This is a genomic window from Streptosporangium sp. NPDC000563, assembly GCF_040299985.1.
Lineage (GTDB): Bacteria > Actinomycetota > Actinomycetes > Streptosporangiales > Streptosporangiaceae > Streptosporangium.
Genome location: NZ_JBEPDA010000010.1, coordinates 80,741 through 102,757, shown reverse-complemented (window position 1 = coordinate 102,757; position 22,017 = coordinate 80,741). Strand labels below are relative to the sequence as shown.

Genomic DNA, 22,017 nt, shown 5'->3' with positions numbered 1-22,017 from the left:
AGGGGTGAGGGGCTACGCGACGCGCGCGTAGCGAAGGGTGGTGCGCTGGAGAGTGTCAGAACCGATACCGGCCACCTCAGTAGTACCCGCGATGTCGATCCGGGCGGCTTCCAGCCGGACCGTCCTCGGCGAAGTGGCCTTGTACTCGACGCTGATCGCAGCGGAGCTGTTCCACTGCAAGGCAGTGGCGGCACCCTGGGGGTACTCGGCGATCTGTACGACGATGGCCTCGCTGTTGGGGATGATGGTGCCCGCGGTGACGTCCCACAGCCGGGCGGCGATGACCGCGTTCTCACCCGTGGACATGTTGCCGAGGTTGCCCCGGACGACCGCGTCCAGGTGGTAGGTGCCGGGCGCGGGAAGTGCTAGGGACAGCCCGAGGTCGACGAATGCGCCGGAGGCGGCCGACCCGAGGTCAGCGCCTGCCGGTAGTACGGCGAAGCCGCTACCGCCGGTGTCGATACTGGCGGCTGTTCCGGTCATTAGTCGCTGACCTTTCGGAAGCGGAAGTTATGGGCCCAGAGGACTTTCTGTGAGGTGGTTCCGGAGTCGGTACGCCAGGACCCCTCAACACGGATCGTTGTCGGGCCAGCCACCTGGTGTAGCGCCGCTGCCGAGGCGTTGGCCTGGATGCCGTTCGTGCCCTCGGCGGCCTGATCGGTGAACAAGATCACTCGCCGCGCCGTCATCGGGACCGTGGCGCCGGAGGTGACGTCGAAAATCTGGGCGTCGATGATCGCGTTGGTGACACCGGTTCCCCACGCGATGGACCCCTGCACGTCCGCGACCACCTCATAGATGCCTATCTCTGGAAGCACCAGCTGCGCGCCGGTGACGGGGACCCATGTGTTGGCGGGAGCGCCGTCAAGGGCCACAGCCCCCGATGCCTGTCCGGAGACGGGCGTGAGCCGGGCGCCCACGGTCCAGGTCTCCGGGCAGGAGCCGTCAGCCGGCGCCTGAACGTCGATGTCCACGGAACGGTCCGTGCCGAGCGCCCTGCCCGGGGCAACGCCCTGGATGACCGCGCCCGGCACGAGGAGTCCGCTTGGCGTCTGCTGGAGGGCGTTACAACCGGCCGGGTCGAGTACGACCGCACCGCCGCGCAGCGCAGCGTCCGTACCGGTCATCAGTCGCTCGTCTTCTTCCAGCCAAGCCGGGTATTCCCGGTCTGGATGGCGGTGACGTTCACGGCCGTGCCGTTGATCGTGTTCCGGTTGGCTTCGAGCCGGATCGTGATCGGCCCGGTCGCTGTCACATACTTATGGAAGGTGGAGAGCGCCACCTGCGTGGTCTGGCCGCTGCTCGGGGATGCCTCGTTGACCTGCTGCACGGTGTAGTCCGTGCCGGGGATGGCGTTGCCGCCGGTGACGTTGAACAGGCGAGCGCTGATGTTGACGGCGAACGGTGCGGTAGACGCCCCCCTCGCGATCGAGGACCGCACGGTCGCGGTGACCTCGTAGACGCCAGCCTCCGGGAGCAGCACCGTCAGGCCGGTGGTCACCCACGTGCCGTTGGCGACGGGGACCAGGTCCACCATCGCCGGGAGGAACGACTCTCCGAGAACGGGCGTGAGCCGGGCCCCGACCTGCCAGGTGGCTGGGCAAGCGCCGGCCGCCGGGGCGGTCACGTCCACGTCAACGGACCGCTCCGTGGAGACGGCGCCGCCGGGGGCGAGGCCCTGGAGGGCGACGGACGGCACGAGGAGGCCGCTCGCCGACTCGGTCAGCGCGTTGCAAACCGCCGGGTCCACGGTGGCCGCCGAGGAGGCGGAGCGGACCACCATGGTTCCGCTGCCGCAGCACTTACCAGCCATCAGTTACCTCCGACGGTCGAGGCGTTGATGGAGGCGGGCAGGCTCGCCAGGTAGGTGACCTCGTCCACCTCCTCGTATCCGAGATCGAGGTACGGGGCGGCGTCCCTCAGGTTGTAGACCACCTGAACGCTCTCCCTCTCTTTGGCGAAGTAGCGGGGGTTTGGGGTGGACTCGCTCATGACGGGATGTCTCCTCTCAGCTGAAGAGGCCGTCGCTCAGGGTGCGGACGGCGGCCCCGGGGCAGGTCAGCGGAACGTGTAGTTCAGGAGGTACTGTGCGCCAGCCGCCGCGCCGGCGAAGGAGGCCGCCGCCAGGGCGCTGTCCTCATCCTTGGCGACGGACCACGTCATGGTGACCCCGGCCGGGATCGGCACTGCGGCACCGTCCGTCATGGTCGCGTTCACGACGCCCGCGAGGACGGTCAGGCTGACGCTCTGCAGGCCGGGGAAGCTCCCGGCCAGGCTCTGCACCGCGGTGCCCGTCACAGACCGTACGCCGGTGCTGAGCGGCGTCGACGTGGCGTCCTCCTCTGCGGTGCACTCCACCGGCGCGACCGGCGTGAATGGCTTGGTGAGGTCGCCGTCCTCGTAGGTGCCGAGGAGGACCGGCGCGTCCGTACCGCACGGGTCGATGGCCCACAGCTCGGTGTACATGACGTCACCGACGCCGTCCCCGTCCTCGTCCGAGCACCCGCACCGCTCGATGACCTGCTTGGTGCACGAACTGCTCGTGTCGCCGCCGCAGCAGCCACCCGGCTCTACGGTCATGCCTTGGAACGAGAGCGCCGAGCACGAGGTGCCGCCGCCCTGGTTGATGACGCTCCACCCCACCGTCGCTGGCGGGTTGTCCCAGTACAGGTAGCCGGTGCCGTTGTTCTCAGAGGGCACGATCCTGGTGTGGGCCGCGTTCCACCCAGCGGTGCCTCCCAGGCGGGTCGGGAGCGGGTAGGTCGTGTTGATCGCGACCGGTTCGAAGGCGTCGAAGTCGAGCAGGTCGACGCGGAGGTAGCTCATCTCCTGCGCCACGGCGTCCAGGGTGAGCGTGTACGCCGCCGTGTTGGAGAACACCAGGTTGTTGATGTCGTAGGCGCCGCAGGCTCCGCCGGCCGGCGTGGAGACGTGCACGCGGATGGTGCCGACCCGTGATGGGTCGGTCTCCGGGGCCACGGTGTAGATGAAGTCCTGCCGTGCCACACCGGCCGGATCCTCCGCGAGGCTCACGACCCGCCACGGGACCTCGATCGTGGACGTCAGGCCCTCACCGGTCTCGCACTGGCAGTCCACGACCTGGACAGGCGCGTACGGGGTCGTCCCGTCCAGGCCGGTGTCGTGGAAGCCCAGCAGGGCGCCGGCGCAGTCGTAGGCGAGGTGGCGCAGGAAGGGCACGGCGCAGCGCCGCCCCTCCTCGTCCGGCTCCACGGTCGGGTCCAGGTCGCACAGCCGGATCGTCTGGACGCTGGTCGTCGGGCAGCCGTCCGGGCCGCAGCTCCCCACGGTCCCGACCGGCGCGTACGGGCTGGCCCCGTCCAGCTCCGTGTCCAGGACGCTGATGACGGCTCCGGTGCAGTCCCGGCACACGGTGCGGAGGAAGGCATGCGTGCCGTCCTCCGTGACGTCACACAGGACGGTCTGCTCGCAGTCCCGGCACTCGTCGACGGTGCTCGCCGGGGTGCACTGGCCGACCTCGCCGGTGACCGTGTACGGCTGCCCGTCGAGGGTCGTGTCCACAGTCTCGACGACTTCACCACTTGCGCAGTCCGTGACCAGGGTCCGCAGGAACTGGGTGCTGCTCGTGACCTCGCAGCCCTCCAGCTCCAGCGTGGCCGTGAACTGGTCGGCCGCCCACGATTTGGGGCCGAGGTGGTACGTCTCCAGGATGAGCGCCACGCGGATGTCGCCGGCGGCGATGTCGGCCGCCGTGACGGGCGCGGAGACGGTGAGCGTCCCCTGCCAGCCGACCGGAGCCCACTCCAGCGCGTTGTGCGTGGCAATGGCCGTCGTGCCCCGGAAGAGCCTCAGCGCGCCATCCCACGCCTGGCCTGTGTCCGGCCCGTTGTTCCTGACGCGCACGGAGATCGTCAGCGTGCCCGAGGCGCCGTCACAACCTGCCATGTCGGCCGTGATCTGCCCGGTGGCGCCCAGGTGCTCCTGCACCGGGCCCGGCCCGGCCGGGTAGATAAACGCGCCGCCCGACCACAACGCTGTGTACGGGCCGGGATGGTTCTGAAACTGCGTCTGCCCGACGTCGGCCACCACCCCGTCCACGATCGTCGTCGGGATATCGGTCGAGGAGGCGGCGGGGACGTCGCAGACGAGGAGCGTGCTGGAGTTGCGGCACTCCTCGGCGCTGCTGCTACCGGCGCAGGTGCCGACGTCCCCCACGGGCGTGTACGGGGCACCGTCGAGGTCGTAGTCCGAGTGGCCGGCGATCGCGCCGTTCTCGTCCCGGGCGAAGTCCCGCACAAACGGCGTGACCGCGCCGTCCGTGGCGATGTCGCACAGTTGCACCAGGTCGCGCTCGGGCTGCTCGACCCCGGCCGGGCAGACAGTGACAGTGCCGGCCGGGGTGTAGGTGCCACCCGTGACGGCGTCGACCAGGCGGACGGCGGAGATCGCGCCGTCCTCGTCGTAGGTGTACTCGACGAGGACCAGGCCGAGGACGTCGCCGGTCGCCTCGTCCACGTCGCAGAACGTGCCGCTCACGGTGATGGTGCGGGAGTCGCCGCAGGCGACCGTCCCAGCCGGCAGGGAGCCCGCCGACCAGGCGCCGGTGACGAGGTTGATCCACCCTTCGCTGGTCACCACGCCGTCGCAATCCCGCTGCACGGTGACGGCGATCGGCGTCCCGTCGGCCAGGCACAGGCCCACGCTGGCGACCGGCGTGGTCGGCGAGGAGCAGTCCGCCGTCTGCGGGCACGGCCCCAGCGTGCCGGCCGGCGTGTAGGCGGCGCCGGTCGCCGGGTCCACGACCCGCGTGCCGACCCGCTCGCCGGTGTTCGTGTCGTAGACGGCCTCGACCAGCGCCTGCCCAGCAACACTCCCGTCGGACAGCACGTCGCACAGGACGCTGCCCTCGACGTCGAGGCGCGGCGTCGCCGCCGCCCCGGAAACGATGACGGGCCCTTGCCCGCAGCAACCAGCCATTACAGGGTGACTCCTTGCGTCCAGGTAACGGTGACGGTGCCCGCGCCCGCGCCCGCCGAGATAGTGAGCGGTCCAGCGAGAAGGACATCCGCGTTACGGCCGACGCTCCACGTGGCCGCCTCGCCCGCGTGCAAGGTGCTCGCCCCATCAGCGGTGACAACAACGCCGCTGCCGCCGTGAGCGACCGCCGTGACCGACTGCAGGCGCGGCACCACGGAGGCGTCCCACGAGGCGCCAGCGGCGAGCTCCACCCGGCGGGCCTGGACCCCGGTCACGGGAGGAGCACCCTTAACCGGGCACTCGGTGGTCGGCGCGACCGGCGTGTAGGGCGCCGTCAAGTCGTCGGTGTACGTCCCCAGGCTGGAGATGGCGCCAGAACAGCCGTCAACCTGGAGAAGCTCCACATACGTGACGTCGCCCAGGCCGTCGCCGTCGGTGTCGTCCCAGCGGCACTCCTCCAGCAGATGCTGAGGGCATCCGCCGCAGTCGCCCACCTGGCCGGCCGGAGCGTACGGGGTGAGGGCGTCCAGGGCGGTGTCCACGACGGTCGGGGTATCCGCGCCTGGCTCATAGGTGAGCTGCCGCAAGAACGGCGTGGACGAGCCGTCCGAAGCGACGTCGCAGAGTCGGATGACTTCCGTGTCCGGGCCGGGCGCGGCGCCTCCGCCGCCGTCACCTCCGCAGCCGCCCTCTACCCCTTGCAGCGTGTACGGCGTGACGCTGTCCAGGCCGAGATCCTGGGTCGAGGTGAGGCCGCCGTCGCAGTCGAAGGTGAAGCGCCGCAGGAACGGCGTGCGCGTGAGGGTCAGCGCCGCCGTCCGCACCTCCAGCGGCATCAGGAACAGGTCCCGGTCGTTGACCGGGCCGCCGGTCGTCTGGTCGGTGAAACGGATCGTGACCGCGCCCGTGGCGGGGGCGATGAAGGCGAGCGGCGGCAGGTCTTCGGTCAGCACGCCGCCCGGGAACACGTTGGACCCGTTGGAGACGTTCCGGGTCCTCGTGGCGAGCACCGTCGCGCCGTCGAGGACGTCCAGCCGATAGACCGCGTTGTTGCTGGCCGGGTCAGGAGCTCCCGCACCGATCCATGCGGACGCGAAACTGAACTCGTACAGCACGGCCGGAAGCAGCCCGCCCACGGTCAGCTCAGCCACGCCGTTGGCCACCTGGTTGGCCTGGGCAAACCACAGCGTCGTGCCCCCATTGGCGGCCACCACGTTTCCGGTCAGCGTGAAGGCGCTCGCCGGGGTCGGGACCGGGGCCTGCGGGTCGTAGGTCAGGTCACAGAGCTGTACGACCTCGGTATCCCCGCACGGCTCCGGGGACGGGCAGCACTCGCCGCCGCCAGCCGCCGTGCACTGGCCGATGCTGCCGGTCGGCATGTAGGGGGTGCCGTCCATCGTGGTGTACGTGACCGACTCGACGGTGCCGGACTCGCAGTCGGTGACGACGTTCGCCAGGACCTGGGTGGCGCATCCAGTCTGGTCGTAGGTCGTCTCGGCCGTGAACGCGGAGAGCTGCCACGACGTCTGCCGGGCGGTGACGCCGTCGCAGGAGTCGTAGGTGTCGAAACCCAGCACCGCGGCGATCTGGCCCGCCGCCAGGTCGGCGGCGGGCACGTCCGCCTCGACCGTCAGCGTGCCCGCCCAGCCGACCGGGGCATTGTTCGGCGGCGCGTGATGGGTGACCTGCGTGGTGCCGTTGAACAGCATCAGCCAGCCGGTGGGGCCGCACGCGGCCGTCGGGCCGAGCTGGGCGACGTCCACGGACAGCGTCACGTGCGCGGTGCCGGTGTCACAGTCCGGGCGGGCCGCCTGCACGGTCGCCGCCACGGTCCGCACCACGCCCGCCGGGTGCGGGCCCGGCGCCGGGTCCGGCCCGATGGTGACGCTGCCCCCACCCCACAGGGCCGGCACCCCACCGGGCACCGGGACGGTCGGCGGGCCCCCGACGTACGCGTTCGGGTCGGTGCCGGTGACGGTCGGCGTGGGCGTGCCGCCGGTCGGCAGGTCGCAGACCAGCAGCGTGGAGGTGTTGCGGCACGGTTCGGGCTCGGGCTCCGTGGGCTGGCAGACACCGACCGTCCCGGCCGGGGTGTACGGCGTCACCCCGTCCAGCGCGGTGTCGGCGACCGTGGGCGTGCCGCCGCCGGCCGGGAAGGTGAGGGCGCGAAGGAACGGCGTGCTGGCGCCGTCCGGGGCGGTGTCGCACAGCTGGACGACCTCGGTGTCCGGCTCGACCGGCCCGGCCGTCTCCTCGGGGGCAGGCTGGCAGACGCCCACGAGCCCGGTCGGGGTGTACGGCGTAGAGCCGTCCAGGAGGGTGTCCGTGGTGCTGACGACGTCCCCGGCGCAGTCCCGGCATACCGTGCGCGCGAACTCGGCACCGAGGGAGACGTCGAGGGCGCCGAACACCCAGTGTCCGAACACCCGGCAGTCGACGTTCACGGCCCGGGTGCCCAGATACCGCGCCGAGAAGGAGGTCACCCCGGTCAGGCGGAAACGGGCGCTCGCCGCGCGGGTCGGGGTCGTGACGGTGCAGGCGGTGAGGGAGTTGTCCGCGCGCAGGATGCTGGTGGCCCAGTCGTAGGTGTACCCGGCGGGCAGGCTGACCGGGACCGCCCCGGCCGGCAACTGGACTTGGTTCTCTCCGGCGCCGGTAGCGGGCGACCAGTTCATGATGACGCTGAACTTGACGTTCACGGGCCGATCGAATGTCCACACGGTGGTGGGGACGACCGGGTTGGGGAAGAGCGCCGTGCCCCACCAGGCCGCGCCGTCGCCCTGCCTGGTCGGCGGGAAGGCGTTCGGGGCGGTGACCGCGTAGGTGACCCCGTTCGGGAGCGTCCCCGACGCCGCTGTCCCGGCGATGGTGGCCGGTGGGCTGGCGTCGGTGTCGCACAGGACGACGGTCTCGCAGTCGTGGCACTGGTCGACGCAGCGGCCGACGGCCCCGGTCGGGGTGTACGGGGTGCCGTCGAGGAGGTAGTCCGTGTGGCCGGTGATCTGCCCGTTCTCGTCGCGGGCGTAGTCCCGGAGGAACGCGGTGACGGTGCCGTCGTCGGCGGTGTCGCAGAGCTGCACCAGGTCCCGCTCCGGCTGGGCGACCCCGGCCGGGCAGGTGGTCACCTCGCCCTGCGGGGTGTAGGTCTGGCCGGTGGTGGCGTCCACCAGGCGCACCGCGGCCACCGCGCCGTCCGACCCGTACGTGTACTCCACGAGGACCAGGCCGAGGACGTCCCCAGTGACCGGGTCTACGTCGCAGAACGTGCCGGCGGTGGTGATGCTGCGGGGGTTGCCGCACGCCATCGTCCCGGCCGGCGGGTCCCCTGCGCTGTAGGTGCCGGTGGTGAGGTTGAGCCAGCCGTCCTGGGTGACCGTGCCGTCGCAGTCTCGGGTGACCAGGACTGCGATCGGCGTCCCGTCGGCGAGGCACAGGCCGAGCGTGGCCGCGGGCGTGGTGGGTGCCTCGCAGTCCGAGACGGCCGGGCACAGGCCCACGGCGCCGGTGACCACGTGCGGGGTCTGCCCGTCGAGCGCGACGTCCTCGTACGAGGCTTGGCCGGTGAGGAAGGTGTAGCGCCGCAGGAACGGCCCGGATGCGTCGCACAGGGTCACCGTCTCGGTCTCGGGGCAGCCGTAGACGCATTCCACCGGCGCGATCGGGGCGTACGGGGTGGACGGATCTGCCTGGTAGGTCAGCACCAGTTCGGCGCTGCCGTCGGCGTGGACGCACCACAGCTCGCTGTAGGTGGTGTCGGCTTGGCCGTCGCCGTCGGTGTCGTCGCATCGCTGCACGCAGATCGTTTCGACGCATCCGGCCGAGCACGCGGCGCAGTTCCCCGCCGTGCCGGTCACCGTGTACGGGGTGACCCCGTCCAGGGTGGTGTCCACCGAGCTGGTGACCGTGCCGTCACAGTCCCGGACCAGGTGCCGCAGGAACGTCTGGCAGTCGCCGTCTGGGAGCAGGTCGCACAGCTGGACGGTGGTGACGGTTGCGCACCCGCTGTCGCATGGCCCCGCCTCCGCCGGCGAACCCCCTGGCGTGAAAACGCCCGTTTGGGGGTTGATCCAGCCGGTGGCCTGCGGGTCGGCGGGGGTGGTGCCGCACTCGACGCAGCCCGAGCGGACGACCAGCAGGATGGGTGTGCCGTCGGGCAGGCACAACGCCTGCGTGGCGATCGCCGGGGCACAGCACGACGGTGGCGCGTCAGAGTCGCCGCCCCCGGGCGGGCACGGTTGCGGCTCGACCGGCATGTCATCGCCCCTTCTCGCTCTTGCCGCGGCCTCGCCGCCTGGCTGAAGCCGACACCGAGCCGGCGGGCTGGTCTTCCTGCACGGCCGCAGGCTGAGAGGCAGGCTCGCCGCTGGCCGGCGGTGGCTGCTCCTCCTGCTCGCCGGTGTCCTGGGCGGCAGATGAGGGCGGCACCTGCCCCTGGTCGGCGGCCCCTCGCGTAGCTCGCGCGTCGGGGGCAGGTGCCACGTACAGCTGGCCATCCAGCCAGGCACCGGCGAGGAGGTGCTCAGGGATGGCTGGGATGAGAGCGTCGGGGACGGCGAACTCGACCGGTGAGGTGGTGCGGACCTTCGGTCGTTGCTGCACCGCCCACGCCGCGAAAGCCTGACGGAGGTCTCGACGGGGCCAGATTCTGATCACGCGGTCTCCCTCAGGGGCAGCACAGGCACAGGTCGACCAGCACGGCTTCGACGGCGCACGTCGTCGAGGGGACGAACGTCCTCTCCGCGAGCACCAGCCGGTCGTTGTTGCGGATGTTCACCGAGGCGGGCGCCTGGCCGGGGATGACGTCAACGGGGCCGCGCCGCACCACCACCGGGCCGGACGCGTACAACCACGCCTGCCCCGCCGGTGCGGGTGTCCCATCCGGGCCGGTGTTGACGGCGTAGCCGGCGCCGAGCACCACGCAGTTGCCCAACCAGGTGCGCAGCCGGGAGCCTTGCACCATCAGCTGGCTGAATCGGCCGAGCAGCGCGGCCGCGCCGGCCGGGACGTGGATGACGCCGACGCCGCCGTAGTCGGCGGCCAGCCACCCCTCCAGGATCGCGATGCCCTGCGTGACCGACACGGGTCCGGCCGCCGGGGTGCGGTCCACCGCCTTCGGGGCGAGCACGTCGCGCCAAAACCACTCCTCCAGGGCGCGGCCCTCGCCTTGGGACAGGCCGGCGCGGGCATGCTGTTCCGCCTCCGCGTACGAAAATCCCGGCGCCGAGCACACCGCCCCGGCGTAGATGGTGACCGGGCCGGCGGTTTCACTGTCGGGCCTTTCGAACGTTTTCGGGCCGGGTGCCGGCAGCGGGTTGCCGGCGTCGTCGGTCGGGCACCAGTCGGTCGGGTGCGCCTCCTTGCACGACAGGCTGATCCAGTCGACGCCGAGCAGCTCGTGCGGGTCCTCAACGTCGAGGATGGTCGTGCAGCCGCCGAGCAGGCCGTTCGGCATCGGCGTGCCCGGGATGGCCTGGACACGGCGCCGCATGCCGGGGTGCGGCATGCTCCCACCTCCTCACGAGGGGTTCGTGCGGTGCCTGGGCGCGGGGGAGGGTCCGCCTCGCGCCCGGGACGATCCGGCCGGGGTGAGATCAGGCGATCGGGCAGGCGGCGGTGATCTGCGCGGCGGTGGCGCCGTTCGGGCAGATCGGCATCGTGACCAGACGCAGGTCCGGCCCACGATTGATCAAAGCGACACATTCCTCACTAAATAGGGCCGTGTAGTCGTTGACCTGGAACTTTGTGCTGTCATGGATGACGCCCAGGCTGATTTCCCCGCCTCGGCCGGCCTGCAGCGACCCGGCCACGTAGATGAGGAACTGCAGCTGGGCGGGCCAGTCGACGGCGGGGGTGTTGCCGCCGATGTCAGTCGGGACCGCCGGGCCGAGGCCTCGCGCCCACTGGATACGCACACCCAGCGTGGCGAACAGGTCGACGAGCTCCTGCACCCGCACTTCGTCCAGGCGGCGGCCGTTCTGCCGTGCCAGGTCGGCCAGCATCAGGCTGCGCGACCACCACGGCAGCGTCACCTCGATGTTGATGCTGTCGCACAGGCTGTGCCGTTCCACCATGTCGGCGGCCTGCAAAGCGATCGCGGCATACACCGCCGATAGGGCGCCGAAAGTCGGGGCGATAGCGACCGGGGTGGCCTGCGCCAGGGCCTGCTCGAACAGGTGCTGGCGGATCCGCAGCTCGTGGGCGACCATCACGTTGCGCTGGTACCAGGCGACCAGCTCAGGGAAGTGCCGTTGGGTGAGGATGCCCGACTCCAGGCAGACGCCGATCGCGTCACACCGGACCTCGATCGGATCCGGGCACGGGATCTTGAAGCAGGGTTTCGTCGACCCGGCGATGTCGTCGGCCTCGGTGTGTACGAACGTCATGCTCGCGACGTCGAGGCTGGGGATGGGGAAGTACCTCAGCCCGCCGCGCGCCAGCTGGATCTCCGGCAGGTCCCACAGCATCTCCGGGCAGGCGATGCTCGCCAGGTCGTACACCGTTTCGCTGGGCGCGCACCAGCCGCCCGAGGCGACCAGGTCAGTGCCCGGCAGGCGGGACTGGTCGGAGGCAAGAAGCACCGCCCGGGTGCCCTCGGTACCCGACGACGAATCGTTGACGATCAGCTCGCGGTTGAACGGCAGCCGGTAGGAAGCGGTCAAACCGACGCCGCCGCCCGCGGTCTTCAACGCGTTGGCGCGGCGGATGATGCCCTCGGTGACGCCGTCCATGTCCAGCGGCTGCCCCGGCTGGTAGCCGGGCACGTCGACGGACGCGGTGATTTCCGGGCCGGGCGGAGGAGGAGGCGGCAGCACCGACGGCATGCGGCGCCGCACCCCGGACAGGTCCAGTGCCGGGCGGCGCTGCACCACGGCGGACGACGCGGTCACCGGCTCCTCCACGGGAGCGGCGGGCTCCTCAACGGCGGCCGTCTCCCCGCCCTCTGCGGCGGCCTCCACCGGCTCGTCGCCCGGGGTGCCACGCACCTGGGCTGCCAGCTGGTCGATCTCGGCGGCGGCAGCCTCAGCCGCCTCCAGGCGAGACTGCATCTCGCTGCGAATGTTGTTCACCGCAGCCGACAGGCGGCGCAACTCGGCCAGGTCGTCAGCTGACACCCGGTCACTCGTGGACAGCGCGTCGAACGCGGCGACAGCACCCGCAAGGAGCTCTGACAGTTCGGCGTCGTCCAGGGCAGTGATGTCGTCGGGCAGCTCGAACCGCTCCACGGTCTCTCCCAAAGATTTCGGAGAGCCCGGCCCACGACCAGCGGCTATTGCCGGTAGCGTACCCGCAACCTGGCCTTTCGGGCGTCTACCCCTTCAGGGGTGGCCGCGTTTCGCCGACCCGCCCGGCACACCCCCGGGGCCGCGGTTATTCCGCCACGTCGTACACCGGGTTCCACCCCGCCTCGGCCAGGGCGTACAGCTCGACGTCATCGCAGATGAGGTGCTGAATGTCCCGGCCGACCTGTTCGAAAACGCTTTTCATCGAATCCCCCAGATCGGGGTGGCGCAGCAGCAGCTGCAGGCCGCCCATCACCACGTACGCGTCCCGGCGGCTCACCCGAACATCAACGGGCGGGAGACCAGACCAGCGTTCGTAGGCGCTGAGCAACAAAGCCACCCCAGCCGCCTCAGCCGCCTCGCTACCGCAATGACCGTTTTCGTTGTCCGTCACCTCGGTTACGGTACGCCGACCGCCTACCCGCCGGGGTTCACAGCCCGAAATCCGCCGGGCGGAAGCGTGCACCAAGCCCTGGCCGGCCGGTTCGGGTAAAAGTCTTCCGCGCTGGGTACCGTCGCCGTCATGGCTTCTCCTCCCCCCGAGACAGGCCGGCTGACGTACACCGACGAGGACGTCATGGCCTGCCCCCGCTGCGGTGGATCCCTTGGCCCGCATCTCAACCACGTCTACGTCGCCGCCCGGAAGGAAGGCGGGGAATTCACCAACGTCCACGTCGACGCGAGAACCGGCGAGGTCGACGCCCTGTTCGCGATGGTTGCCCCGGTGGGCAGCCTCGGTGAAGGGCGCCGCCACCGCATCGCCCTCACCGGCTGGTGCGACTCCTGCCAAGGAGAGTTCGCCGTCATCTTCACCCAGCACAAAGGCACAACCCTCGTCGAAACCATCCCGATCAACGAGGGGCCGATCTACCGGACGGGCCACCCCGGGGGGCGGTAACAGCAGATCTCACACGCTTCGCAGGTCGGCGCCGCTGTGCCTCCCGTTCCGCATACCGCAGTCGCAGCCGGTCATCTGTTCGGGGCGGCGGAACCGCCGGACTCCTGCGGTGCCTGCTTCGCGGTGACCTCGCCGCCTGGGTAGCGGCTGGCGACCCCGTCCGCGGCCGGCCGGGACGTGCTTTCGTACACGACCCGGCCGGAGGCGTCCTTCACCTGCCACACAGGCCGGTTGGCGGCGCGGGCCGCGCACGGCGTGCACGCCATCACGCCGCCTTGATCTCAGCGGCGAGCGCTTGTGCGATCTGCGCGCGGATCGGCGCCAGCCCGGCAGCCAACGCCTCGATTTCAGCGCGGGCCGCTTGCCGGCGTTCCATCTCGTCGACCACAGCGACAGCCAACTGCTCGTAATCGACAACCGGAACCGCCGGGACCGCCAGGGCGGGGGCGGCGGCCGCGGTCAGCGCCAGGTTCGCTCGGCCGATGACCGCGGACGCGGCCAGCCGGGACGGATGCCCGGGGACCGGCACCGACAGGACCGCCCGCAGCGCCCATCGCCCGGACTGCTCCTGCCGCATGTGGTAGCTCGGCTGGCAGGCGGTGAACACCGTGCGGTCCCAGTCGCTGAGCCAGGGCGCGGCCGCACCGCTGAACCACATGCCGCGCTCGTTCATCCCCACGGTGATCACCCCGGCGACGGTGCGTGAGTCGTCGAACTGGCAGGCGGCGGTCTCGCATTCGGCGCCGTCCCGGTGGTGGCCGACGTTCATCGTGAACGCGCCGACCTTCACCGTTGTGCCGTCGTCCAGGTTCATCCTGGCGCGCAGGAAACCCGTCAGGTCGATGTCGCCGAGGCTCTCGATCGTCAACCGGCGGCCGGGGAACCCTTCGTGCGGCACACCGGCCTGCGCCACCCACCCGTAGATCCGGCCGTCGGCGTAGTGGACGCCACCCGAGTCCGGCGGCAGCTCCTTCAGCGTCGGCTCGTGGAACCACGCGGCGGGCAGAGCGGGCAGGGCTTGCAGCTCGTGCCACGCGGACGCGGTCAGCGGGTCCATCACCTCGAGTTCGCTGCTGCTGTCGCACTCCTCGCAGTCGCCGGAGGCGGCCAGGCCCGGCGCGGGCGCGCCGACTGGGTCGAGGGTGATGCACGCCTGCGCGAACGCGGGCATGGCCACCAGGGTGGCGCCGCGTACCCGCGCCTTCGTGATGCGCATGACGAAGTCACCGGCCTGCTCGGAGAACAGCACTTCGCCCGGCTTGTCGTCGCCGTCGCCGGCGGCCGCGGCGATGCCCGCTGCGGTGAGCGCCGCCCGCAACCCGTCGCCGCTCATCGCGCCCTGCTCGCCGGTCGTCCACTCCACCACCTGGGTGGCTCGCACCGACCAGGCGCCGCCCGGCAGCTGCGTGACCGACGCCTCCTTCAGGGACGCCAGCAAAACCACCTCGTCCTCATCGGGGTGCTCTTCGCGGCGGCGCCGGTCGACGAGCTCCATGTCGACGTCGTCCAAGTCGACGGACACCCCCAGCGGCGCCTGCTGCTCCAGCAGGTCGATCGCCGCCTGCCCCGCGCCCCGGTCCGGGTACAGGACGCCGCCTCCGGTGATACGGCCACCTACCCGGTTGATCTGCTGAATCTCCCCGGCGAGGACAGCGCCCTGGTGGCCGCCGCGCATTTCGTCGGCGTACTGCAGCGGCCACGACTCGCCGTCCCAGTACAGGGCGCGCGGCGCGAAAATCCGGCCGTCCCCCGTCTCCTCGTCTTCGAACGCGAGCGCCGTCTCGCCCGGCGTGGACCAGCGGCGGGGCGGCTGCGTGGCAGCGGAAAGGTCCTGGTCAGGCATGGCGTCTCCTTCAGAAGCCGCGAGTGGAATGTCGGTGATGTCGCCGTTGAACACGACGCGCAGCCGATCAAACGTGATCGGCCCGGTCCGGTCGACCAGCCCGGCAAGCTGGGCCAGGTCGTCGCTGTAGGTGAGTGTGACGTGCGCCACCCACGGGGTGTGCTGGGCCGGGAACGCGTACACGTCGCCGACGCAGTACGTCACCGCGTTTTTCACCTGTGCGAGGTGTTCGCCGCCGACGCCGAGCACAAGCGCCGTGTCCGGCTCGGAGCCACCCGGGTTGAACGCGCTGAGCGCGAACCCGTCGCCCTGCACGGGCAGCGGCACACCGTCGACGTCGCGCAGCTCCGCGACACACCCCCGCAGCCGGTCCACGATCTCCTGCCGGGTTTCGGCGTCAACGTCGTCGCCGTCGCCGAGGAACAGCAGCGTCAGGTGCAGGTCGTCGGCGAGTTCGCCGTCGTCGACCAACAGCCGGTCGATGTCGGCTTGCGACGGCACCAACGCCACCATCGCCCCGGTGTACGGGCCGCCCGAAGCGGCACTAATGTCCCTCACAACCCCTCGCTTTTCGAACGCGTTGACGACATCGTTGATTTCCTGGTCTGACAGCCCCTGCCGGCCGGTGTCAGGCGGCGGCTCGGACGACTCCTCGGAATGGAACGTCATCGCACACCGGCAGTTCACCGTGTTGCCTGGTGAAGCGATCGGGTCGCCGGGGAAGTCGAGGAACTCGCCGCCCACACGAAACACCCCGTCCAACGGCACCACCTGCCCGTCAGCGCGGAAATGCGCGTCGCGGGTGCGCAGGTCCAGCGTCGCCAGCCAGCTTTTGAACAGCGGCCGCGACCCGGACGGCTGGGAGCGGGCGACATGCAACGCCGCCCAGTTCCACGCGGCCAGCGTTTCCGTACGGGCGATACGGGCGGCGCGGGCCTCCCCCAGCTGGGCTCCGCCTTCCCGGAACGTGGCCTGCAGCCGAGCCCGCAACCCGTCCATGGTGTCGCCGGCGGCGACCCCGTCCGCGAGGGACTGCCGGGCCGCCCGCCACAGGCTGTCGCCGACGTCACGCAGCCGGTTCTCCGCGGCGAGCAGGTAGTCACGAACCACGTCGGGCAACTCCAGCGGCCGGTTCATATACAGGTCGACCAGGTCTGGGATGTCAGCAGGCCGGTCCGGTTCGCCGGCCTTCACCAGCGAAGGATCAGGCGGCGGGGTGCTGGGCTGCTGGTCGGGCACGCCGAGCGCCCGCCGCGCCGCCACCAGGGCGGCACCGAACACGGTCAGCAACGCCAGCACGATCACGAGGAGCGCCGCAGCCCACAACTCCGAGACGCGGCGCGCGTCAGCGTCATCAACCGGCTCCCCCTGAGCCACCAGATCCCCTACGGCGGTGGATGCTCGCAGGGAGGCCGCGTACTGGGCGGCGACCCGATCCAACGCTGCCCGCACAGCGCGCCCCACCATGGGTTCCAGCCCGGCCAAAGCCCGCGCCACCTGATCACGCTGCCCGGCCCGCGGATCACGCCCGGCCATCACGTCTCCTTGGAGTGCAGCAGCACCAGGCCATACAGCACATCCCGTAGCTCATCGTCGTTCAAGCCGTGCCGGCGCTTCATCTGCTCGACCAGGTCGCGCCCCCTGCCGTCCATGTGGGCGAGAGTCCCCGCCGGGTCGTGCACGGCTGCGGCAGCGGGCAGTGTGTCCGGCATGTTCTCGGTCTCGTCGACCGGCAGCCCCGGCTCCCGCCCGATCGACTCGTCGCGGGCGTCGCGGGCGGCGCGAGCCTGCTTCTCCTCCAAGGTGGGTGCGTCGTCGTCGTCGAACCCCGTCTCCCGACGCAGCGCCTGATCAGAGATGACCCCGCGGTCGTGCACCTCCAGCGCGGTCTGCGGCCGGTTCGCGCGGATCCGCAGCAAACTGGTTTCGTACCAGACCAGCGCCTGCTCAGCGTCTGGGTGGCTCTCGTCTTCCAGAGTGGGTCGCAGCCACTGCGTGGTCAGCGCGTCAGCGAGGGTGCCCAGGCGCGGCTCCACCGCCAAAGTGATCGCTTCCTCCTTAAGTTGCCAGCCACTCCAGTGATTGACCTCGCCGGTGCCGAGCAGAATTTCCGCAGGCGTGTCCAATCCGGTGGCGAATCGGCGGATGGTTTCCTCGCGGAGCTTCGCCGCCAGGTCGTCGAAGTCCGACTCAAACGTCACCCGTTCGATCTTGCCGATCGCGTCGGCCGGCACCTCCAGAATGATCGGCACCGCGGCCGCCGCACTCTCGGGATCCTTGTACGCGGTTTCAGCGACCTGCATGAACACGTCGATCAGGTCGTCTTCTTCGCCGTCCAGCACACCCGGCTTGGACGGGAACCGGGTGCCGTGCGGCACCAGCAGCACGCCGCGCCCCGTCAGCCGGGAACGGGCGATCGACGCGACGGCCGCGTTCAGCAGCCGTAGTTCTTCCAGCAGGCCCAGCGACGACCGGATCGGTGAGTCCGCTTCGATGTGCCGGCGCGGATGCGGATCCCACACGCGGATCGCGGCCGGCGCCAGCGGGTCAGCGGGTTTAGACGGGTCGTGCGGCGGAATCGGCACCGGCTCGCCGTCGATCTCCGCCTCCAGGTCCTGGCCTTTCGACGTCACCTCCAGCACCGACAGGACCCTCCAGTCCTCACCCGTGCGCTGCCCGGTGCGGGCGTCCTCGGTGGGGCGGATGATGATCCACCCTTCGCCGGCGACCACAAGGTGCGGTCCGAACGCGGCCAGCAGCTGCGACTGCCCGGCCGGGCCGCCGGCGATGGACGCGACCAGCTCGGACGCCCGGTGGCTGTCAGGCAGCGGTTTGACGGTGCCGTCGTCGTCGCGGACACCGGCGAACAGGCGGCCTTTGCCCATGGCGTTGCCGATCCACTTCGACGCGAACCGCACCTCCGGCGTGGTGTCGTAGTAACTCCACGCCCGGTGCTGCCACGACTGGTCGGGTTGGGCGGCCCTGAACCGGCGTTGCGTCCACCGCTGGGCGGCCGCGACGAGTTCCCGCGCCACCTTCACGCTGGGCCGCCGGGCTGGTAGCTGGTCACGTCACAGGCCCCCTGAGCAGACGCAGGTGCCCGGCCCTCAGCTCAGCGGCGCGCGGCCCACACTACCGGTCGCCCTCGCGCCGCCACAGTTGGACGCAACGCCAGTAGGCCCGGCCGGTCAGAGCGGGCCTACTGGTAATGCTGTTGGCGGCCAGGTCAGGCGGCCATCCTGGAGCGATACAGCACCCGCTACCTGCTGATCGGCGTTAAGCGGTGCGCTCAAGGAAGTCCCGGACGGCAGCGGTGCCGGAATGGGCGCTCACCCGTTTACGGAAGTCCACGAGCGCCCCAGAAGGACGAGCCGAGTCGACCCCGCTGCTTTGGGCCAATGCCTGAGACGCCGTCGCGCAGGCCACGTCCAACTCCCCCAGCGCCAAATGCGCTTCAGCCGCGCGAGTGAGGTACAGAGCGTTGTCTCGGACGTATCCCTCGCCCGCGTAGGCGGAGTGCCGAGCGGCGGCGAAGTGCTCCAAGGCGCGGCGTGGGTGACCAAGGTCGAGTGCGGAGGAGCCGGCGAGCATCTCGATCTCACCCGCGGTGAGCCAGTAGGCCCACGGCGGATCATCGTCGTGGGGACCATCGACGTAGGCGTCTCGGGCCGCGTCGAGTTCGTGAGCACACGCCTTCAGATCACCGGTCTTGGAGAGAGCCCGAGCGGCGCGGGCGTGCAACATGGACCGCACGCGTGCCGTGGAACACTTGGAGGCTTGGTCCTGGGCGGTGCGGACGAGATTGACCGCGTCTTGAGGGTTGCCCGTCGAGTACGTCTGGATGGCCATGAAGGCCAGCACGTTCGCCCCGACCGCAGGGTCAGCGGCGCTGGCCGAGGCGCGCAACGCGAGGACATAGAACGATTGAGCGCCTGCGTGACGGCCTGCGTCGAAATGGATCCAGCCGCAGATCCGCGAGGCCTCGGCCAGGGCGGAAAACAGGCGGCGGCCCGCGCGGTCGTCGTAGACCCCATCGGCGGCGAGTTTGTTCATCAGGTTGAACTCGGCCACGGCCAGCGGTCGCAGTTCACCGCCGCCTAGGACGTCGTCAAGGTGACGCAGGTCGCTGAGCCGTTGTTCCAAGCGTGTCACCATGGCCGTCGTCAGCTGGCGGCGGCCAGAGGCCGAAGCGGCGGGCACATCCTGCAGCGCGCCGGCCCAGTTCGCCGCAACAGCCGTGAGCGTCGCGCCGGTGGCGATCAGAAAACCACGTCGATCCATGGAACACCCCTGGGAAGCGGCCATTGATGCCACGGTACCTGCTGAAGTCCACGGGCTGTAGAGCACCGCGTGATCGTCAGGGAAGGCCAGCAATAACCAGTGCGGCCATTTCAGCTCCTGCACGGCTTCACGAGGAACGCCATGCAGGTCGGCCATGGCGAGTTGGGCGGTGACTTCGGGAACACACGTTCCGGCTTCCCAGCGGGCGGCCTTCTCCCGCCGGGTGGCCATCGAGCCGTAACCGAGGTCACGGTGGCGGGTGTCGAGCTTCTGCAGGTACTCGGTAGCCGACAGGCCGAACTGGGCGCGCAGCGCGGCCAGAGGGTGCCGGTAGAACTGATCGCGCATCCGGTGCTCCTCATGAGATCCCCGATGCCTGCTCCGCCACAGTAACGGGCGCACCACTACGCGTGGAGACCGTCGGCAACACCAAGGCAACACCGCGTGGCTTTCCTCACGGCCGGTATCGGCGTGACAGTTCAGTCATCGCCTCTCGTACCTCCCGCATTGGAGGACTTCATGAATCGATCTGACCCGCTGGTGTCAGTCGTCGTCAGCGCCCGCGGCAATGGTGGGCGTCTGCGCAACCTGCTGAACGCGCTGGCTGCTCAGACGTTGCCGGCCGATCAGATGGAAGTGGTCATCGTCGACAACGACCGGCCGGGACCACGACGCCCCATCGCCCAGCTGATCAACGGGGGCGTCTGGCCGTACACCGTCCGCCTGTTCCAAGAGCCGGAGCCGGGTTTGAGCGCCGGCCGAAACCGGGGGATCTGCGCCGCCCGCGGCCGTTACATCGCCATCACCGACCCCGACATCACCCCCGACCCCGGCTGGCTGGCCGCGCTCCTGGCCGCCGCCCAGGAGGAGCAGGTGTTTTGTGTGGGAGGCCGCAGCATCGTCGACTACCCCGACGGCAGCGCGCTCCCGCTGAACGAGCCGCTCCGCGAATGCCACGGCGCGGTGAACTGGCCCACGCAGCGCACGCCCGCTGATTGGCCGTACTGGGTCACCGGCTGCAACCTGCTCTTCGAACGGCAGGCAGCGCTGGAGATCGGGCTGTTCCGCACCGACCTGGGCCGTAAAGGCCGCTGGCTGGGCGACTGCGAAGACCTCGAATTCGTCGACCGGGCCCGCCAAAACGGTCTGAACATCCTGATCGAACCGGCCGCGCTGGTCACCCACCCGGTGTACTGGCCGGAGACCACCGCCCGCTACTTCCTGCGCCAAGGAGCCGGCCACGGCGTGTGCGTGGCCCGCATGCACCTGAGCGTGCGTGTGGAACCCGCCGCCATCCGCGCCGACCGTGAAGCCATCCTCGACGCAGCCGTTGGGCTGGTCATGAGCTGGGGATTCCTCGACCAGGGCCGCGCGGTGCAGTCGTTTCGCGACCTGACCCGGATCGCCGCCTACCACGGCGAGCGTGCCCGGCTTCGGCTACTGGGCCGCCGCCCCTCTCTGCCCTCCTCCACCGTCCGCCCTCCCCAAGGAGTCGCCTCGTGAACATCGTCACCGCCTGCGGGCTGCCATTCACCGCCACCTCTGGACTGGAGCTCGTCGAACGCAAAGGCGCCGGTCACCCCGACACCTTGACCGATGGCGTCGCTGAGGCGATCTCCCGCGCCTACAGCCGCTACTGCCTGGAGCGCTTCGGCGCGATCCTGCATCACAACACCGACAAGACCGCGCTGCTCGGCGGAGCCGCCGAGGTCCGCTTCGGCTACGGGCAGATGACCGCCCCCATCTCGGTCCTGGTCAACGGACGCATGACCAACCGGCTGGGCGAGCAGACCATCCCGGTCGACGACATCATCCGAAACGCCACCTACGACTTCCTCTCCGGCGCCCTGCCGCTGCTGGACGTGGAGAACTGGGTGCGAATCCAGCCGCGTCTGTCGCTGGCCTCCAGTCCCGGCGCGGTCCAGGGCCCGACCAGCGACCAGCAGGCCGGGCGGCAGTTCTGGTTCGCTCCCCGCAACCTGGAGGACCTGGCCGAGCGGCACCGCATGTTCTCCAACGACACCTCCGCCGGGGTGGGCTACGCCCCGCTGGGTGTCGCCGAACGGCTGGCATGCGAGGTGGAGTCCCACCTGACCGGCGAGGTGTTCCGTGCCGCCCACCCCTACTACGGCACCGACATCAAGCTCATGGTCACCCGCTGCGATGAGCAGGTGAACATCACCGCGTGCGTGCCGCAGATCGCCTGCCACACCCCTGACCTCGACACCTACATCGCCCGGCGCGTCCAGGCGCGGAACCTGATCGCGGAGACAGCCGAGCAGATCGCCCCCGATCACCGCATCACGGTGGCGATCAACACCCGTGACAACGACGCCCGCCAAGAGCTGTACCTGACCGCGACCGGTTCCTCAATCGAATCCGGCGATGAGGGCGTCGTCGGACGCGGCAACCGCTCCAACGGGCTGATCAGTATGTTCCGGCCGATGAGCATGGAGGGCGTCTCGGGCAAGAACCCGGTCTACCACGTCGGCAAGCTTTACAACCTGGCCGCCAACGAAGCCGCGCAACAGCTGTATGAGATGACCGGCCGGGCAACCGCGGTCGCACTGGTCTCCCAGGCTGGCCGCGACCTCAACGACCCCTGGCAGGTCCTCGTCCAGCAGTCCGGAACCGAGCAGGTCGATGAGGTCCTGGCCGGGCATGTGGTGGCCGAGGTCATGAACAACCTGGACGAACTGCGTGCGGCGCTGCTGACCGGCAAGCTGGTCACCGCATGAGTAGCCTCGCGCCTGACCGGT

The 22,017-nt window shown here is 70.3% G+C and carries 17 protein-coding genes; 3 read left to right on the top strand and 14 right to left on the bottom strand.

All coding sequences use genetic code 11. The annotated features are described in order from the left end of the window. Positions 1-12: 12 nt before the first annotated feature. The 10 genes from ABT352_RS23110 to ABT352_RS23065 form a co-directional block, all read right to left on the bottom strand. Positions 13-483: a hypothetical protein gene (locus ABT352_RS23110; protein WP_350946968.1), complete on the bottom strand. Its 471-nt coding sequence runs from the start codon at positions 481-483 to the stop codon at positions 13-15. Further along, the gene (locus tag ABT352_RS23105; RefSeq protein ID WP_350946967.1) at positions 483-1,127 is read right to left on the bottom strand and encodes a hypothetical protein; all 645 of its coding nucleotides are present in this window, start codon (positions 1,125-1,127) and stop codon (positions 483-485) included. Before ABT352_RS23105 ends, ABT352_RS23110 begins: the two co-directional genes overlap by 1 nt. Next, on the bottom strand, positions 1,127-1,813 hold the full coding sequence (locus ABT352_RS23100; RefSeq protein WP_350946966.1) for a hypothetical protein: 687 nt from the start codon (positions 1,811-1,813) through the stop codon (positions 1,127-1,129). The genes ABT352_RS23105 and ABT352_RS23100 overlap by 1 nt, the downstream gene beginning before the upstream one ends. Next, the gene (locus ABT352_RS23095; protein WP_350946965.1) at positions 1,813-1,992 is read right to left on the bottom strand and encodes a hypothetical protein; all 180 of its coding nucleotides are present in this window, start codon (positions 1,990-1,992) and stop codon (positions 1,813-1,815) included. Before ABT352_RS23095 ends, ABT352_RS23100 begins: the two co-directional genes overlap by 1 nt. 66 nt (positions 1,993-2,058) lie before the next feature. Further along, positions 2,059-4,956 (bottom strand): hypothetical protein, encoded by a 2,898-nt coding sequence (locus tag ABT352_RS23090; protein WP_350946964.1) that lies wholly within the window; start codon positions 4,954-4,956, stop codon positions 2,059-2,061. Next, positions 4,956-9,209, bottom strand: a complete 4,254-nt coding sequence (locus tag ABT352_RS23085; RefSeq protein ID WP_350946963.1) for an RHS repeat domain-containing protein — start codon at positions 9,207-9,209, stop codon at positions 4,956-4,958. Before ABT352_RS23085 ends, ABT352_RS23090 begins: the two co-directional genes overlap by 1 nt. 1 nt (position 9,210) lies before the next feature. Next, positions 9,211-9,609 carry a hypothetical protein gene (locus tag ABT352_RS23080; RefSeq protein ID WP_350946962.1) on the bottom strand — a complete coding sequence of 133 codons (399 nt, stop codon included), beginning with the start codon at positions 9,607-9,609 and terminating at the stop codon, positions 9,211-9,213. 10 nt (positions 9,610-9,619) lie between these two features. Then, positions 9,620-10,459 (bottom strand): hypothetical protein, encoded by an 840-nt coding sequence (locus tag ABT352_RS23075; protein ID WP_350946961.1) that lies wholly within the window; start codon positions 10,457-10,459, stop codon positions 9,620-9,622. Between the two features lie 88 nt (positions 10,460-10,547). Next, the gene (locus ABT352_RS23070; protein WP_350946960.1) at positions 10,548-12,179 is read right to left on the bottom strand and encodes a major capsid protein; all 1,632 of its coding nucleotides are present in this window, start codon (positions 12,177-12,179) and stop codon (positions 10,548-10,550) included. Positions 12,180-12,324: 145 nt separating this feature from the next. Beyond that, positions 12,325-12,630: a hypothetical protein gene (locus ABT352_RS23065; RefSeq protein ID WP_350946959.1), complete on the bottom strand. Its 306-nt coding sequence runs from the start codon at positions 12,628-12,630 to the stop codon at positions 12,325-12,327. A 129-nt stretch (positions 12,631-12,759) separates the two neighbouring features. On the opposite strand from ABT352_RS23065, the gene ABT352_RS23060 reads away from it, so the two are divergent. Next, positions 12,760-13,134: a hypothetical protein gene (locus ABT352_RS23060; protein ID WP_350946958.1), complete on the top strand. Its 375-nt coding sequence runs from the start codon at positions 12,760-12,762 to the stop codon at positions 13,132-13,134. 71 nt (positions 13,135-13,205) lie between these two features. Here ABT352_RS23060 and ABT352_RS23055 read toward each other — a convergent pair whose 3' ends face one another. The 4 genes from ABT352_RS23055 to ABT352_RS23040 all read right to left on the bottom strand — a co-directional run bounded on the left by ABT352_RS23055 (position 13,206) and on the right by ABT352_RS23040 (position 19,606). After that, positions 13,206-13,400, bottom strand: a complete 195-nt coding sequence (locus tag ABT352_RS23055; RefSeq protein ID WP_350946957.1) for a hypothetical protein — start codon at positions 13,398-13,400, stop codon at positions 13,206-13,208. Beyond that, a complete protein-coding gene (locus ABT352_RS23050; RefSeq protein WP_350946956.1) occupies positions 13,400-16,513 on the bottom strand; it encodes a phage minor head protein in 3,114 nt (1,037 codons plus the stop codon). The genes ABT352_RS23055 and ABT352_RS23050 overlap by 1 nt, the downstream gene beginning before the upstream one ends. After that, on the bottom strand, positions 16,513-18,018 hold the full coding sequence (locus tag ABT352_RS23045; RefSeq protein ID WP_350946955.1) for a hypothetical protein: 1,506 nt from the start codon (positions 18,016-18,018) through the stop codon (positions 16,513-16,515). Before ABT352_RS23045 ends, ABT352_RS23050 begins: the two co-directional genes overlap by 1 nt. Positions 18,019-18,253: 235 nt before the next feature. After that, positions 18,254-19,606: an NsdA family TPR-like regulatory protein gene (locus tag ABT352_RS23040; protein WP_350946954.1), complete on the bottom strand. Its 1,353-nt coding sequence runs from the start codon at positions 19,604-19,606 to the stop codon at positions 18,254-18,256. Between the two features lie 171 nt (positions 19,607-19,777). Between ABT352_RS23040 and ABT352_RS23035 the strand changes: the two genes are divergently transcribed. Then, positions 19,778-20,761: a glycosyltransferase family 2 protein gene (locus ABT352_RS23035; RefSeq protein ID WP_350946953.1), complete on the top strand. Its 984-nt coding sequence runs from the start codon at positions 19,778-19,780 to the stop codon at positions 20,759-20,761. After that, entirely contained in the window at positions 20,758-21,996 is a 1,239-nt protein-coding gene (locus tag ABT352_RS23030) for a methionine adenosyltransferase (protein ID WP_350946952.1), read from the top strand. Before ABT352_RS23035 ends, ABT352_RS23030 begins: the two co-directional genes overlap by 4 nt. Positions 21,997-22,017 lie beyond the last annotated feature (21 nt).

Bases quoted from the DNA above. Each gene is read 5' to 3' on its own strand.
- ABT352_RS23110 (WP_350946968.1), bottom strand. From the start codon at position 483: ATGACCGGAACAGCCGCCAGTATCGACACCGGCGGTAGCGGCTTCGCC.
- ABT352_RS23105 (WP_350946967.1), bottom strand. From the start codon at position 1,127: ATGACCGGTACGGACGCTGCGCTGCGCGGCGGTGCGGTCGTACTCGAC.
- ABT352_RS23100 (WP_350946966.1), bottom strand. From the start codon at position 1,813: ATGGCTGGTAAGTGCTGCGGCAGCGGAACCATGGTGGTCCGCTCCGCC.
- ABT352_RS23095 (WP_350946965.1), bottom strand. From the start codon at position 1,992: ATGAGCGAGTCCACCCCAAACCCCCGCTACTTCGCCAAAGAGAGGGAG.
- ABT352_RS23090 (WP_350946964.1), bottom strand. From the start codon at position 4,956: ATGGCTGGTTGCTGCGGGCAAGGGCCCGTCATCGTTTCCGGGGCGGCG.
- ABT352_RS23085 (WP_350946963.1), bottom strand. From the start codon at position 9,209: ATGCCGGTCGAGCCGCAACCGTGCCCGCCCGGGGGCGGCGACTCTGAC.
- ABT352_RS23075 (WP_350946961.1), bottom strand. From the start codon at position 10,459: ATGCCGCACCCCGGCATGCGGCGCCGTGTCCAGGCCATCCCGGGCACG.
- ABT352_RS23060 (WP_350946958.1), top strand. From the start codon at position 12,760: ATGGCTTCTCCTCCCCCCGAGACAGGCCGGCTGACGTACACCGACGAG.
- ABT352_RS23055 (WP_350946957.1), bottom strand. From the start codon at position 13,400: ATGGCGTGCACGCCGTGCGCGGCCCGCGCCGCCAACCGGCCTGTGTGG.
- ABT352_RS23050 (WP_350946956.1), bottom strand. From the start codon at position 16,513: ATGGCCGGGCGTGATCCGCGGGCCGGGCAGCGTGATCAGGTGGCGCGG.
- ABT352_RS23040 (WP_350946954.1), bottom strand. From the start codon at position 19,606: ATGCGCGATCAGTTCTACCGGCACCCTCTGGCCGCGCTGCGCGCCCAG.
- ABT352_RS23035 (WP_350946953.1), top strand. From the start codon at position 19,778: ATGAATCGATCTGACCCGCTGGTGTCAGTCGTCGTCAGCGCCCGCGGC.